Source organism: Spongiibacter sp. IMCC21906 (assembly GCF_001010805.1).
In the GTDB taxonomy this organism is placed as follows: Bacteria; Pseudomonadota; Gammaproteobacteria; order Pseudomonadales; family Spongiibacteraceae; genus Spongiibacter.
In genome coordinates, this window is record NZ_CP011477.1 from 1,413,121 (window position 1) to 1,428,364 (window position 15,244).

The 15,244-nt window shown below is 52.2% G+C and carries 14 protein-coding genes; 2 read left to right on the top strand and 12 right to left on the bottom strand.

The window, feature by feature from the left end; all coding sequences use genetic code 11:
* The first annotated feature begins 124 nt into the window (after window positions 1–124).
* Window positions 125–547 carry an OsmC family protein gene (locus IMCC21906_RS06450; RefSeq protein ID WP_047013201.1) on the top strand — a complete coding sequence of 141 codons (423 nt, stop codon included), beginning with the start codon at window positions 125–127 and terminating at the stop codon, window positions 545–547.
* 4 nt (window positions 548–551) lie between these two features.
* Complete coding sequence (locus IMCC21906_RS06455; protein WP_047011481.1) at window positions 552–953, top strand: VOC family protein; 402 nt, start codon at window positions 552–554, stop codon at window positions 951–953.
* Between the two features lie 36 nt (window positions 954–989).
* Here IMCC21906_RS06455 and coq7 read toward each other — a convergent pair whose 3' ends face one another.
* From coq7 to IMCC21906_RS06515, 12 genes are all read right to left on the bottom strand, one after another.
* Window positions 990–1,649, bottom strand: a complete 660-nt coding sequence (gene coq7, locus IMCC21906_RS06460) for a 2-polyprenyl-3-methyl-6-methoxy-1,4-benzoquinone monooxygenase (protein WP_047011482.1) — start codon at window positions 1,647–1,649, stop codon at window positions 990–992.
* Between the two features lie 64 nt (window positions 1,650–1,713).
* Entirely contained in the window at window positions 1,714–4,509 is a 2,796-nt protein-coding gene (locus tag IMCC21906_RS06465) for a response regulator (protein WP_047011483.1), read from the bottom strand.
* Window positions 4,460–5,737, bottom strand: coding sequence for a phosphoribosylamine--glycine ligase (purD, locus tag IMCC21906_RS06470; RefSeq protein WP_047011484.1), 1,278 nt, complete (start codon window positions 5,735–5,737; stop codon window positions 4,460–4,462). The genes IMCC21906_RS06465 and purD overlap by 50 nt, the downstream gene beginning before the upstream one ends.
* A 159-nt stretch (window positions 5,738–5,896) precedes the next feature.
* The gene (purH, locus tag IMCC21906_RS06475; protein WP_047011485.1) at window positions 5,897–7,477 is read right to left on the bottom strand and encodes a bifunctional phosphoribosylaminoimidazolecarboxamide formyltransferase/IMP cyclohydrolase; all 1,581 of its coding nucleotides are present in this window, start codon (window positions 7,475–7,477) and stop codon (window positions 5,897–5,899) included.
* Between the two features lie 51 nt (window positions 7,478–7,528).
* Window positions 7,529–7,828 (bottom strand): DNA-binding transcriptional regulator Fis, encoded by a 300-nt coding sequence (gene fis / locus IMCC21906_RS06480; RefSeq protein WP_082117385.1) that lies wholly within the window; start codon window positions 7,826–7,828, stop codon window positions 7,529–7,531.
* Window positions 7,825–8,814 (bottom strand): tRNA dihydrouridine synthase DusB, encoded by a 990-nt coding sequence (gene dusB, locus IMCC21906_RS06485; RefSeq protein WP_197085962.1) that lies wholly within the window; start codon window positions 8,812–8,814, stop codon window positions 7,825–7,827. Before dusB ends, fis begins: the two co-directional genes overlap by 4 nt.
* Window positions 8,815–8,915: 101 nt before the next feature.
* Complete coding sequence (locus tag IMCC21906_RS06490) at window positions 8,916–9,788, bottom strand: zinc-ribbon and DUF3426 domain-containing protein (RefSeq protein ID WP_047011486.1); 873 nt, start codon at window positions 9,786–9,788, stop codon at window positions 8,916–8,918.
* A gap of 97 nt (window positions 9,789–9,885) precedes the next feature.
* A complete protein-coding gene (gene prmA, locus IMCC21906_RS06495; protein ID WP_047011487.1) occupies window positions 9,886–10,770 on the bottom strand; it encodes a 50S ribosomal protein L11 methyltransferase in 885 nt (294 codons plus the stop codon).
* A gap of 111 nt (window positions 10,771–10,881) precedes the next feature.
* Window positions 10,882–12,222, bottom strand: coding sequence for an acetyl-CoA carboxylase biotin carboxylase subunit (gene accC, locus IMCC21906_RS06500; RefSeq protein WP_047011488.1), 1,341 nt, complete (start codon window positions 12,220–12,222; stop codon window positions 10,882–10,884).
* 44 nt (window positions 12,223–12,266) lie between these two features.
* A complete protein-coding gene (gene accB / locus IMCC21906_RS06505) occupies window positions 12,267–12,731 on the bottom strand; it encodes an acetyl-CoA carboxylase biotin carboxyl carrier protein (protein WP_047011489.1) in 465 nt (154 codons plus the stop codon).
* 40 nt (window positions 12,732–12,771) lie between these two features.
* Window positions 12,772–13,212 carry a type II 3-dehydroquinate dehydratase gene (gene aroQ, locus IMCC21906_RS06510; RefSeq protein ID WP_047011490.1) on the bottom strand — a complete coding sequence of 147 codons (441 nt, stop codon included), beginning with the start codon at window positions 13,210–13,212 and terminating at the stop codon, window positions 12,772–12,774.
* A gap of 170 nt (window positions 13,213–13,382) precedes the next feature.
* Window positions 13,383–15,098 carry a protein-disulfide reductase DsbD gene (locus IMCC21906_RS06515; protein ID WP_047011491.1) on the bottom strand — a complete coding sequence of 572 codons (1,716 nt, stop codon included), beginning with the start codon at window positions 15,096–15,098 and terminating at the stop codon, window positions 13,383–13,385.
* Window positions 15,099–15,244: the final 146 nt, after the last annotated feature.

Here is a 15,244-nt window from a genome sequence, read left to right on the forward strand (position 1 = left end):
AATAGCGAAGCGAGGTATCTATCTTTGTTATCTGTTAAGTATGCCGTGCTTGGCGGCGAATGGCGAGCTTGAATATTTGGGCTGTGATAAGCTCCCCATTTTGTCACAACAGCACGGAGATGCAATGAAGGCGACAGTTAAATGGGTTGACGGAGCGATGTTTCTTGGGGAGTCTGGAAGTGGCCACTCGGTGGTGATGGACGGTCCTGAAGATCACGGTGGCCGCAATATGGGTGTGCGCCCTATGGAAATGTTATTGCTGGGAATGGGAGGCTGTGCTTCATTTGATGTGATGAGCATGTTGAAAAAGTCCCGCCAAGACGTTGCTGATTGTCGCTGTGAACTCGATGCGCAACGTGCCGATGCGGTGCCAGCAGTGTTTACCGAAATTCATCTCAAATTTATTGTCAGCGGCAAGGGGCTTAAAGAAAATCACGTTAAGCGCGCTGTTGAGCTGTCGGCTGAAAAATATTGTTCTGCCTCTATTATGATGGAAAAGGCAGGGGTGGTTGTGAGTCACAGCTATGAGATGGTAGAAGCGGAGTAGAAATATGCAGCGTCCTAAGCCCCACGGTGGAATGCGACATATAGCACTGTTTGTTGAAGCCTTTGATAAAACACTGTGGTTTTACACTGCATTGCTGGGTATGGCGGTAGAGTGGCAGCCAGACGAAGATAATATTTATTTATGTTCCGGTTGCGACAACCTTGCACTGCATCGTTATCAAGGTGAGGCGCGCCCCTTGGCAGGTCAGCGTTTGGATCATATTGGTTTTATTCTCAATGCCGCCGAAGATGTCGATGGCTGGTATGACTTTTTGCAAGCAAACGGGGTGACTTGCCAATCTGAACCGAGAACGCATCGGGATGGCGCCCGCAGTTTTTACTGCTTAGATCCCGATGGAAATATGGTACAGATGATTCACCATCCGCCGATTGCGGGTAAGTGTTAGCCGTTGTCGGGGGGCTGTTGCTGGGAGATATTCGCTTTAAACGTGGTAGGTGGTTTTGGTCATGACTTTGGACATTAAGGTCATGACTTTTTTTACCGGTAGCGGAAAGGCCAAGCCTCCAGCGGACATGGCTTTGCTTGCGTGTTCTGCTTCGTCTTCAAGCATTTGACTCAACACTACGCGGGTTTTCTCATCTTCTTTCGGCAGCGCCGCTAAATGTTCTTTCAGGTGTTCACAAACCTGGTCTTCGGTGGCGGCGACAAAGCCCAAACTCACCGAGTCGCCAATGGCGCCAGCGACGGCACCAATGGTGAAAGAGGCTGCATAGAATAAGGGATTTAAATGGCTGGTGTGTGCCCCGAGTTCTTTTAGGCGGGTTTCACACCATGCCAAATGATCCACTTCTTCTATTGCCGATTGGGCCATGGCCTCTCTGACTTGGGCTGATTTGGCGGTGAGGGCCTGACCTTGGTAAAGGGCCTGGGCGCACACTTCGCCGGTATGGTTGATACGCATTAAGCCTGCGGTATGACGACGCTGGGCTTCACTCTGCCGTGCCGCAGCTGTGCCGTCTGCCTGGCTTGGCTTTGCTTGAGGCATGGCTCTTGCGGCCTTAGCACTACCTTTAATTAAGGTTTTGAGCCCCCGGTCGGCACCAATGAGTGCTTGATCGAGAAATGAAAATTGTCTGGTCATACGCCCTCCTGTCTGCCGGTAGTATACCTGATATTGATAACGACTAATGATGTGCAGAGCTGCCTTAGCTATCTTTGGGGTTAAAGTGAGTCCAGCGTTTGATGGCTTCGCGCAGCTCCCATAGCCGGATGGGTTTTATTAAATGCAGGTCCATCCCGGCCTCAAGGTTAATACCTTGTTGTTCGTCTAAAGCATTGGCGGTAAGACCAAAAATAGGGATGCGACCAGGGCGTTGGTCTAATTCAAAGCTGCGAATTTGCCGGGTAGCTTCTACGCCATCCATAATGGGCATTTCAATATCCATAATAATCAGGTCAAATTCTTCACGCATAAAACTATTCATTGCCTGCTGGCCATTACCCACCAGGGTGACCGTAATGCCGAGCTTTTCCAGCATGCGAGTTAAGACTTGGGCATTGGTTTCATTGTCTTCGGCAACGAGGCAGCGTAATACGTTTTTTGTAGTGGTGGGCTTTTGCTTTTCCTTCGCGGCATCGTAATGTAATTCAGCCGTCAGTACGTGGCGAAGGGTCAAGCCGCTAAGGGGCTTGTTTAATATTTTGCGTACCCCAGCTGCCGCTAGTTCTTGTTGGGGTAGATTAATATTAGTGTGGGCGAGCAGCAGCATGAGTGGTGCTTTGTTCTCGGCCGATTCTTTATAGACCCGCTGCGCAAAGGCAAGGCCAGTGCTGGTGGGCAGGTTGTAATCGATAAGCAAAATATCAATATTTTGCCCCAGTAGTTTTTGATTATGTAGCAAGGCCAAGGCATTTGGCTCGTTGAGGGCGCTGTGTGCCACCATCCCCCAGTGCTCACATTGCTTGCAGATGATGTCGCAAAAGGTCTGGTTTTTATCAATCACCAGCAAGCGGCGGTTCTGTAGTTCAGGCATTTTGCTAGGTTGTGGCGACGGCAGTTGCTTGGGCACGCTGAGGCGCAAAGAAAAGTGCAGCTTGTTGATGCCTTCTGGTGAGGTGCGGGCGTTGATGCGCCCGCCCATTAGTGAGACGAGTTGGCCGATAATGGCGAAACGGGGATTAATTCGGCTGTCTTGGTTTGGCGCATTGTGATCCAGCGCGTTTTTTTCTTGCTGGGTAAAAGGTCTACCCAAGTGCGAGAGCTGAAAGTTAATTTCATTAAGAGAGGCGTCACCACCTGAAACCCGTAGCAGAAGATGTCCGGCCTCACTGCGTTCAAAGGCACTATTCATCGCGTGACTAAGTAACTGCGTGATTCGGGATGGATCGCCTAGCACCCATTCATTTGTCTTGTGTTCAATGTCGCAGATCAGCTCCAGGTTTCGCTCGGCGGCGATATTACGAAAGCTGGATAAGGTGTCGGTGATCAGTTCCGGCAAGTTAATGAGCTGTGTGCTCAACTCAATATCGTTTTCGTTAAAGCGGGCGGTTTGGCCGGCCTCTTCCAAAAATTGCAGTAGTTCTTGGCTGGAGCGCTGCAACGTTCGCACATAATCTTTTTGTGCGCCGCTGAGCTGGGTCTCTTGCATTAGCTCAGAGGCACCCAGCATAGCGCTCAGGGGCGTGCGAATATCGTGGGTGATGCGGGCAACAATATCGGTTTTGGCGCGACTGACTTCACCTAGTACGGCAATGCGCTGGTTTTCGTCAGCCCGTTGATGTTGTTTTTGACGATGACGGGCCAGCACCAGTGCAGAATGTATCAATACCGTTGTGCAAGATATCAACATAAAAATGCTATTGACGGTTTCGGGGCTGGCCAGGTCTCGATAATAGGCTAGTAGGGCGACTAAATAGATCAGCACCGTAAATGTGCGGGTGATCAAATACACCAGGATAAGACGGCTATAGGTGGATAAAAAGCAACAGAGGGCCGAGATGTTAAGCAAGATAATAGTGGTTGAGACGGTCGTATTAACAAGGATTGTGCTAATGACGTTCTGGCCGAAGAAAACGGTGACCATTGCGAAAACCAAGGCAGCCGTCATGAGGTTAAAGAGTTTGGGCCATACGCCGGGCTTATCTTGGGAGAAGACCGGAAAGCTTTTGCCATAACAGAGCTCGGCCATAGCCAGCAGTAAAAGAATAACGGCCATAAGAGGCCGGTCCCAAGGTGGTAAGAGGCCTTGAGCGTCACCGAAATATCCCCATGCAAAACCATGGTAAGCAATGGTAAGCAAGGTATAGGCGGAGACGGTTAGAAATAGTTTATCGTGAAAGATAAAGGCCCTGGCGGTGGTGAAAATCACCACGACCAGTAGCATTCCCATAAAAACAGCACTGACTAATTCCTGCTGGCCGACTTGCTGGGCCAGGCTGGCATAGTCCAAAAGCTGTAAAAAAACCGGCTGTTCTACCGGGCTTGCTAAATGCAGATGGTATTTGACGCTTGCACTTGCCGGGGTCGTAATGGAAAACAACTGATGACTGCGCATCATTAACCCCGTTGGCAGTGGGGTCATATCAAGACGCTGGCTGCCGCGATAAAGTTCTGCGCGGTTTAAATTGGCCGGCGAGACTTCAAGAATATGCAGTGTGGGCTCTGCAGTGGGGTTGTGGATAGTGAATCGAAGCCAGAGGTTGTGGTTGTTGGCGGGGGCTTTTAAGTCGCCATTTTCGACCGGACGAAATTGCTGGGCAAACGGCGGGCTCAGGATATCTGTTATTGAATGCTGGTCTTCTGGGGCAAGCAATAATAAATCGGTAAAAGCGGCGAGGGAGCGTGATTCGTAGTCTTCATCCAGCACTAAGGTTGGCGCGGCGAAGGCACTGACGGTTAGCAGCAGGCCGATGAGACCTGCTGCTAATAATAGCGCGACCCGGGGCAGGAGTTTATTCCCGGGCGATGGCGCGGTAGGCAATGTCGCTACGGTAAAAGGCATCTTGCCACTTTATCTGCTTGGTAATCTCATAGGCAAGCTGCTGTGCACTGCTGACTTTTTCACCCATTGCGGTGGCGCAGAGCACACGACCGCCATTGGTGCAAAGTTTGCCATCTTGCAAAGTAGTGCCAGCATGAAATACTTTGCTGTCTGCAGTTTCAGCGGGAATATTAGTGATCTCATCGCCTTTGTTATAGCTACCGGGGTAGCCGCCAGCGGCCAACACGATACCGACGGCGGGACGGGGGTCCCAATCAGCGGTAACGCTGTCCAATTTTCCGGCAAGAGCGGACTGACACAATGCGACCAGGTCCGACTGCAGACGCAGCATAATGGGCTGGGTTTCTGGATCGCCAAAGCGGCAGTTGTACTCAATGACTTTGGGTTCACCCGCGTCGTTAATCATGAGTCCCGCGTATAAAAAACCCGTATAGTCATTGCCCTCGGCCGCCATGCCCTCAACGGTGGGTTTGATAACCTCGGCCATAATGCGGTTATGAACATCGGCAGTGACTACCGGCGCGGGAGAGTAAGCCCCCATGCCACCGGTGTTGGGGCCGGTATCGCCATCGCCAACCCGTTTATGATCTTGGCTTGTAGCCATCGGTAAAATATTTTTACCGTCGACCATGACGATAAAGCTTGCTTCTTCGCCAGTGAGAAATTCTTCGATCACTACCCGGCAACCGGCATCGCCAAAGGCATTGCCAGACAGCATGTCTTTTACTGCGGCTTCTGCCTGCTCCAGGGTTTCGGCAACAATCACGCCTTTGCCTGCGGCCAAGCCGTCGGCTTTCACGACGATGGGAGCACCTTGCTCACGGAGGTAAGCCAGTGCAGGCTCAAGCTCGGTAAAGTTTTGATAGGCTGCGGTGGGAATGTTGTGGCGGGCAAGAAAGTCTTTGGTGAACGCTTTGGAACCTTCCAGCTGGGCGGCTCCTTTTGAGGGGCCAAAGCAGGGCAGGTTTCTTGTCTGAAAATAATCAACAACACCGTCAACCAAAGGAGCTTCAGGGCCGACAATTGTCAGGCCGACATTATTCGTTTCGGCAAATTCAGCAAGCCCGGCAAAATCATTGACCGCGATATCGATGTTTTCAATATTATTATCCAGCGCGGTGCCCGCATTGCCTGGGGCAACATACACCGTTTGGACTTGCGGTGATTGTGCTGCCTTCCACGCCAGCGCATGCTCGCGGCCGCCATTGCCAATAATCAGTACGTTCATAAAATTCTGTCTCTATTTTTTCAGTGGTATCAGACCGGGAAGTTTGTGGGAAGGACAAGACAAAAATGCGCGCAGGGTGGGAGTGTCGTGTTAATACACAAAGACACTGAGCGCATTTTGAACGTCGCCTATCGTCACAAAAGACCGGCCTGTGGCCGCTTAATGGCGGAAGTGACGCATTCCTGTGAATACCATTGCCATACCCGCCTCGTCGGCGGCGGCGATCACTTCCTCATCACGAATAGAACCGCCGGGTTGAATCACACAGCGAATATCCGCCTGAGCGGCATTGTCGATACCGTCCCGAAAGGGGAAAAAGGCATCGGATGCCATCACCGCGCCAGCGACTTGCAGGCCTGCGTGCTCGGCTTTAATGCCAGCAATGCGTGCGGAGTTGATACGGCTCATTTGGCCAGCACCCACCCCAATGGTCTGACGGTTTTTGGCGTAAACAATAGCGTTAGACTTAACAAACTTGGCGACCTTCCACGCAAAAATCATGTCGTCAATTTCGCTTTGCTCGGGCTGACGCTTGCTAACCACTTTTAACTCGCCAGCGGTGATCATGCCCAAATCTCTATCCTGTATCAGCATGCCACCATTAACGCGTTTAAAGTCCAGTGCCGCTTGGCTTTGATCCCATTGGCCACAGCTGAGCAGGCGCACATTCTTTTTCGCAGCAACAATCGCCTGGGCTTCTTCGCTCACGCTGGGGGCAATAATCACTTCGACAAATTGACGATCGCAGATGGCTTTTGCCGTGTCGGCATCCAGCTCGCGGTTAAAGGCGATGATGCCGCCAAATGCAGATTCATTGTCGGTAGCAAAAGCCAGTTCGTAGGCTTCGCCAATGCCGTTTAATGAAACAGCGACACCGCAGGGATTCGCGTGTTTTACAATGACGCAAGCGGGTTTAACAAAGGATTTGACGCACTCTAATGCGGCGTCGGTATCGGCGATATTGTTGTGGGACAGTTCCTTACCCTGTAGTTGGGTTGCCGTCGCAATGGACGCTTCGGCTGGGTGACGCTCTACATAAAAGGCTGAATCTTGGTGCGGATTTTCGCCGTAGCGCATTTCCTGTGCTTTAACAAACTGACTGTTAAAGGTGCGGGGAAACTTGTCGCTGCCGCCGGGTACCAAGCGGCCAAAGTAATTAGCGATGGCACCATCGTAAGCGGCGGTGTGCTCATAGGCTTTAATGGCCAGGTCAAAACGGGTGGCATGGGTGGTGCTGCCGTTATTGGCGCGCATTTCATCCAGTACGGTCTGGTAGTCATCGGCGTTGACCACGATGGCCACGTCGCGATGGTTTTTTGCTGCGGCGCGAACCATGGTGGGGCCGCCAATGTCGATGTTCTCGATGGCATCTTCCAGGCTGCAGTTTTCTTTGGCGACGGTGGCTTCAAAGGGGTAAAGGTTTACTACCACCATGTCGATGGTATCAATGCCGTGCTCGGCCATAATGGCATCATCGGTACCCCGGCGGCCCAGGATGCCACCGTGTACTTTGGGGTGCAGGGTTTTGACCCGGCCGTCCATCATTTCGGGAAAGTGGGTGTAGTCAGACACTTCGGTGACGGCGATGCCATTTTCTTGCAGCAGGCGAAAGGTGCCGCCGGTTGAAAGAAGTGCCACGCCCATATCGGTCAGTTCGCGGGCAAAGTCGACAATGCCGGATTTGTCTGACACGCTGATGAGTGCGCGTTTTACTGGACGGCCTGCTTGCTCAGTAGTCATGCCTTGTTGCTTACCCCTGTGAGTAATGAAAGAAAAATAGCGTGAATGTGCTTATAGCAAATCGTATTGCTTGAGTTTTTTGCGCAACGTACCGCGATTCAGTCCCAGCAGCTGAGAGGCGCGGGTCTGGTTGTTGCGGGTGTATTTCATCACCTCTTCTAAAAGTGGGGCTTCCACTTCACTGAGCACCATGTTGTAAACATCACAAACATCTTGACCGTCCAAGCTGGACAGGTAGGCATTTAAGGCAATGGCAACACTGTCGCGCAGTGTTTTTGCCTTGGCGATATCAGCGTTGCTGGGTTCTGGGCTGGCGCCGATAACCTCGGCATCAATGGCGTGTAAGTTCATGCTGCAGCTTCCTGTAAGATTTGGGCGTGCTGTTCAAAAAAATCATGCACAGCATCTAGTTGTCCGCTGGCTGAGTCGATGCCGTTAAACAGGCGTCGAAAGTCAGCGTCGTTGCCTAGGTTTTGCAAATACCACGCGACATGCTTGCGTGCGATCCGCAGTCCCTGAAATTCACCGTAAAACTGGTGTAAATCGCTGATGTGAGTCAGCATGGTTTGTTTTATTTCTGTACCGCTAAGTGGCGTTTTGCTGGTGCTGCCGCTGAGTCGTTCATTAATCTCTCTGAACAACCAAGGGCGGCCTTGGGCACCTCGACCGATCATCACCCCATCTGCGCCAGTGCGCTGCAATATGTATTCGGCTTTTTCGGCTGAATCAATATCCCCGTTGGCAAATACCGGGATGGAGATGGCCTGTTTAATGGCGGCAATGGTGTCGTACTCGGCTTCACCTTTAAAACGACAGGCGCGGGTACGGCCATGAACAGCCAATGAAGCGATGCCACAATCCTCAGCTAGCTTTGCAATTTCTACACCGTTACGGTGCTCGGGTGACCAGCCAGTGCGAATTTTTAGGGTGACCGGAACGGACACCGCAGAAACCACGGCGTCCAGAATCTGTTTCACCAGTTCGGGCTCTTTAAGCAAGGCCGAGCCTGCAGCTTTTTTGCACACTTTTTTGGCCGGGCAGCCCATATTGATATCAATGATATCTGCCCCCAGTGCTTCACAGCCCTGAGCGGCATCGGCCATCATCTCTGGGTCGGCACCAGCAATTTGCACTGCATTGATGTCGCCCTCCGCTTGGGCTAACCGCAGATAACTTTTGCGGGTATGCCAGAGCTGGCGGTCACTAATCAGCATTTCTGCCACCGCCAATCCTGCACCATAGCCCCGGCAGAGCTTGCGGAAGGGCAGGTCAGTGGTGCCGGCCATCGGCGCCAAAACGGCCCGGGACTGCAAGTTGTGAGGACCAATTTTGATCATCGATCAATGCCCCGAGCTGGACGGTTAAGTGACAAAAAGCGGGCGGCTATGATACTCGTTCAAGGCAGACTTCGGAAGACTTGCGCTCAGAAAATAACCAATTATCGACTGCGGTTTTGGCCTTTAGCCGCGACCAGGCGCATTTGATAGTTTACGGCTTGGCTGCCGGGATCACGGATCTCCAGCACGACATGAATGGGTTGCTGGCTGGCCATGGATTTTAGCGAGCTTAGCTCTCCTTGCAAATACTCCCTTGGTTGGAATATTCGGCTGGCTAGAGTACGGCCATTGATGTCACTGAAACGCAACAACAAACCTGGAAAATCTCGGCTTTCTGTGCCGGTATTGACCAGCAGGGTGTCGACAATAACCGCATCGCTGTGTTCGGGGTGTTTACGTACCACCAATTTGCGGGTGGTTAAATTTTCGAGTGATTGGGTTGTCGCTGGGGGCGTGGGGCGGCAATCCAGCTGCCAGCTAGCACAAAATGATTCGACATAGGGCGCTACCGGGCTGGCCAGGAGCTGGGGCATTTGCCACCATGCCAATTGCCATAGCAGCAATGTAAAAACGATGAGATTACCCAGTGCCCAAGTCCAGCGTCGGGGTTTTGCTGGTGGCATATGGTGTTCAAAATCGTGGTTGACGGTGCTCAGAGAATTTAACAGTGTGAGTGGATCGTTAAGGTCTGCCTGGGCCTCGGCATTGTGTTCGGCGCTATTTTCGAGCGGCGCATTTTTGCTGTCTTCAGTGTTATCGGCATCGCTGAGCTCCGCGGAGGGAGGGTCACTTTGCGCTGATGAGGGACTGGTATCGAGTTGCGTTTCCAGGGTCGGCAGCGCGGTGTTTTGAGCGGCATTAAATATCTGCTGACAACGGCCACAGCGCACTAATCCTTCGGCAACCTTGAACAGCTCTGGGTTCACCCGAAAACGGGTGTGGCAGGCGGGGCATTGGGTCGTGTCTGTCTGCATAGCGTTGTCGTTGTCTGAGCTTGGCCTGTTTTAAGGTGGTAGTTGCTGGTGGTCGTCAACTACATAGCGCCTTCTTATGGCACCTTCTTATAGCACCTTAGTTTGTTTTTATGCCGCTTATCCTAACCCATTCTTCTTTAGAGGTCAGGCTCAGCTCACGAAAGCCATTGCCATAGCATTCAAGTAGCTGTTCGCCTTGGGTATCAAGAATGCCAGAAAGGCAAATTAAACCGTCGTTTTTGACTAGCCCGGTGAGTCGGGGTGCGAGCTGTAATAGGGGTCCGGCAAGGATATTTGCCAGCAGCACATCAGCCTGTACATTGTTGTCGAATTCGTCGGGCAGCAGGCACTGAATTTTGGTTTCGTCAATATCGTTGCGCCGGGCATTCTCGCGGGTTGCCAGCAATGCCTGCGGGTCACTGTCGATACAGATTAATCTGTTGGCACCGAGTAACAAGGCGGCGATCCCTAAAATCCCAGAGCCACAGCCATAGTCGATAACGGTTTTTCCGGCGATGGCCTGGCTGTCTAACCATTGTAAGCACAGCCACGTGGTGGGGTGAGTGCCAGTACCAAAGGCCAGGCCGGGGTCGAGTAAGACATTGACGGCATCGGGATCGACCGGCTCTCGCCAGCTGGGGCAAATCCACAAATTGTTGCCGCATTGTAAGGGCTGGTAGCTGTCCATCCACTCTCTAATCCAGTCTCGGTCTTCAAGGATTTCGGTGCGATGGGGTGGCAGTGCCTGGCCGTAAAAAGCCGCCAGTGCGGGTAGCAGGCTTTCCATGTCGGTGTCTGCAGGGAAGAGACCTGTGACTCGGGTATGCTGCCAAACAGGTGTTTCGCCGATGGGTGGCTCATACAGTGGTTGATCGGCGTCGTCTTCCATGGTGACGGCAGATGCGCCAATTTCCATTAAGGCATCTTCAAGTTCAGAGGCGGAGCTGGGGTCGGCGTCGAGGCGCAATTGCAACCAGGTCATAAGTCGTGCGTCCTTATCTGCTGAAAAGATACCGGCTAAGAGGCTAGGCGGAAATGTCAGGGAAAATACTTGATAGGCAGTAGGCGGGAGTTTGGCTCCCGCCGTTGAAGATTAAAGCTTCAGCTTTTTCTCAAGGTAGTGAATGCTGACCCCGCCTTTGCGGAATGCGCTGTCCCGAACCAGGTCGCGTTGCAGATCGGTGTTGGTGCGGATACCGTCCACAATCAATTCGTCCAAGGCATTGCGCATGCGGTTAAGCGCGATTTCCCGATCCTCGCCCCAGGTGATGATCTTGGCAATCATGGAGTCGTAGTTGGGGGGGACGGTGTAACCACTGTATAGGTGAGAGTCCACCCGAACCCCTAAACCACCGGGAGCATGGTAATGCTTTACCTTGCCGGGGCAGGGCATAAAGGTTTTGGGATCTTCGGCGTTGATCCGGCATTCAAAAGCGTGACCGCTGATCTTGATGTCATCCTGAGTCAGAGACAGTTTTTCGCCGCCAGCAATTCTCAGCTGCTCTTTGATGAGGTCAACGCCGGTGACCATTTCACTGACAGGGTGCTCTACCTGAATCCGGGTGTTCATCTCGATAAAGAAGAATTCCCCGTTTTCATACAGAAACTCAAAGGTCCCTGCACCGCGATAGTTGATGGTATTACAGGCCTTCACACAGGACATGGCCACTTGTTGGCGAATGTCGTCGGGAATGCCGGGGGCCGGTGCTTCTTCCAGTACTTTTTGATGACGACGCTGGAGGGAGCAGTCCCGATCACCCAGATGAATCGCATTGCCTTGGCCATCGGCCAATACCTGGATTTCTACGTGGCGGGGGTTTTCTAAGAATTTCTCGATGTAGACGGTATCGTCACCAAAGGCCGCCTTCGCCTCAGACTGGGTGACGTAGACAGCGTTGAGCAGGGCAGCTTCGCTGTGTACAACCCGCATACCGCGACCACCACCACCGGCGGCAGCTTTGATAATCACCGGGTAGCCTATGCGTTTGGCAACGGCCAGAGTGTGGTCGTTATCGCTGGTAATGGGACCGTCAGAGCCGGGAACCGTGGGAACACCGGCTTTTTTCATGGCTTGAATAGCCGACACTTTGTCGCCCATCAGGCGAATCACGTGGGGTTCTGGGCCAATAAAGACAAAACCGCTGTTTTCCACTTGCTCAGCAAAGTCGGCATTTTCTGCCAAAAAACCATAGCCGGGGTGAATGCCCACCGCGTCAGTGACTTCTGCGGCACTGATAATGGCGGGAATATTCAGGTAACTCTGGGGTGACGGGGCGGGACCAATGCACACGGATTCGTCGGCTAAACGAACATGCATAAGGTCTCGATCTGCTGTGGAGTGCACAGCCACCGTTTTAATACCGAGCTCTTTACAGGCCCGAAGAATACGCAGCGCAATCTCGCCGCGGTTTGCGATGACAACTTTTTTAAGCATGTCGAATCAATCCCTCTTATATGAAAAATCGTGGTGTGGTTGGCTTACACGATTGTGATAAGAGGTTGGTCGAATTCAACAGGCTCGGCGTCGTCTACCAAAATGGCTTCAATCACGCCGGATTTGTCCGCTTCGATTTGGTTCATCATTTTCATGGCTTCAACAATGCAGATCACGTCGCCCGCTTTCACATGTTGACCGACTTCAGCAAAAGAAGGTGAGCCGGGCGAGGGCGCGCGATAGAAAGTGCCGACCATGGGTGACTTGATCACATGGCCATTGATGGCTTTTTCAGCTGGGGCAGGCTCTGCTGCTGGCGCGGCAGTTGCGGCTGCAGGAGCAGCGGCGGCAACAGGTGCGGGTTGCGAGTAATACTGAGGAGCTGGCATGGCGGCGTTGGCACTGTTGCGGCTGATGCGCACAGACTCTTCGCCTTCTTTGATCTCCAACTCGTCGATGTTGGATTCTTCAAGTAGCTCAATCAGTTTTTTAACTTTTCTGATGTCCATAGTTGATCTCTTAGTTCTTCTTAAAGGTCAGTGATAAGGTTTAGTTGGGAAACTTTTTTATGGCCGCACGTAGCGCCATTTCGTAGCTGTCGGCGCCGAGGCCGCAGATTACAGCCTCGGCGATATCTGAAAAATAGGAGTGCTGTCGAAAGTGCTCACGGCGATGAACATTGGAAAGGTGGACTTCCATAAAAGGAATGTCTACGCCCAGCAAGGCGTCCCGGAGTGCCACGCTGGTATGGGTGAAGGCAGCGGGGTTGATAATAATGAAGTTGATTCCTTCGGGCCGGGCTTGGTGCACTCTTTCTATTAATTCGTATTCGGCATTGCTTTGCAGGCTCTGCAGGTGATGGCCGTGCTCAGTGGCAATTTTCTGTAAATTGGCGTCGATATCGGCCAGGGTCTCGTTACCGTAAACCTCGGGCTCGCGGCTGCCGAGAAGGTTAAGGTTTGGGCCGTGTAATACTAAAAACGAAGCCATTGTTGTGCCATTTCGGTGCAAAGTTTAATTATCGCCAGATTGTGCCTTATTTGTTTTCTTGAGTCCAACGACTAAGCTGTGAAAATTAAAGATAGCCGCCAGTTTCCAGCAAGTTTGCAGGAGTTAAGCGGTTTTTGCCGAAAGCATTGTTTTCGGTGTTAACACTCGGTCTAGCTCTCGAATAGCTTGAGGACCAGCGATTTGCTCAGTATTTGCGGAAGAATTTGCACTGCTTGTTTGGGGTCTGCTGAGTAATAGATATAGAGGGGAATACCGTTGCGCTCATACTGGGCGAGAAGTGTGGTAATCGCGGGGTCGTAGCGTGTCCAATCCGCCACCAGATAGTGAACATTATTGTCTTTAAAAGCCTGTTCAATTTCCGGCGTATGCAACACTAACTTCTCATTGGCTTTGCAGGTGATGCACCAATCTGCAGTAACGTCCAAAAAGACATTGCTGCCAGCGGCACGAATTTTTTCAATTTGAGCCGGATCAAATTGCCCCGAGTTTTGGGAGTTGTTTGGTAAATGGTTGCCTGCCATCGCGGTATACACGGCAAGTAGCAAACTGATTATGCTGAGAATTTTACCTTTGCTGCCCAGCTTCCAAAGCCAAAGGGCAAAGGCGATAAGCAACCATGCAATAAGCAGGGTCGCCATGCTGTTGGCGCCCAGTTGGCGGCCATATACCCAAAGTAGCCAAATGGCCGAGGCGAGCAAGGGAAACGCCAGCAATTGGCGCAAACGTTCCATCCATGCACCGGGCTTGGGTAAAGCCTCCAACCAGCCGGGAAATAGACTGAGCAGCAAAACGGGCAGGGCCATGCCCGCGCCCAAACTGGCAAACACCAGTAATGCGATGGCCGGGGGCTGGGTGGCGGCGTAACCCACGGCGGTTCCCATAAAGGGGGCTGTACAAGGGCTGGCGACCAGTGTGGCCAGTACGCCGGTAAAGAAACTGCCGCTGTGACCACGTTCTTGGCTGAGGCTGCTGCCGGTATTCATCCAGCGGCCCGCTATTTCGAAGTAACCGAGCAAGTTTAGCGATAAGACAAAAAACAGGCTGGCCATGACCGCGACAAAGCCCGGTTGCTGCAGCTGGAAGCCCCAGCCTACGGCTTGCCCGGCTTGCTGTAGGCCAATGAGTACGGCGGCGACCACAATAAAGCTGATGATTACGCCCAAACTGTAGATCACGCCGTGGCTGCTGGTTTTTCCATCCTCGGCTTGGCTAAAACTGAGCACTTTTAAACTGAGCACCGGAAAAACACAGGGCATTAAGTTAAGTATGGCCCCGCCTAAAATGGCGAAGGTGATAACCCAAGCCAGGCTGGGTGCGCTGTTTTGTTCTGTCGAGATGACCTTTGCGGGTGCTGTCGCAGTGCTACCGGTGGCATCTGCCTGAACAAATTCATGACTTTGAGGCTTGTATTGATAGCGTTGAATTTGCGGCGGATAGCACAATCCTGCATCGGCGCAGCCTTGGGAGCGTACCGTTAAGACAAAAGGCTGATCCTTGGGCAAGCCGCTAATGCTGAGGCTGGTGTTGTAATAAAAGACTTCGGTACGCCCAAAATAGGGGTCGTCTTTTATTTTGCCGGGTTCAAAGCGGATGCTGGGCGACAGGGCGTCACCGTTTAATTCCGCACTGATAGCAAAGCGTTCTTTATAAAGGTAATAGCCGCTGGTGATGGTCCATTGCAGCAGCAAGGTATCGTCGTCCCAGCTGAGAAGTGATTGATAGGCTTGGTTTACGGGCAAAAAACCGGCACTGTCTGCCGTGGCCATTTGCTCGGAGGGGGCGCTGCCAGATTGGGCAAAAGGGTCTTGTGCCCAGCTTGGATAAGCTGAGATCAAGAGCATGATTACAAATAAAACCGACTTCATAAATACAATCACCACTGTGCTGACGGTATGATAGTGTCAGCGGAACGTTGCGACTCGAAGTATACGTGCACACGGGACGGGAGTGTACGACCTGAGACGTGGGTTGGATAAAAAATACTGCACTTGGGTAGACTGCTCCTGAGTAG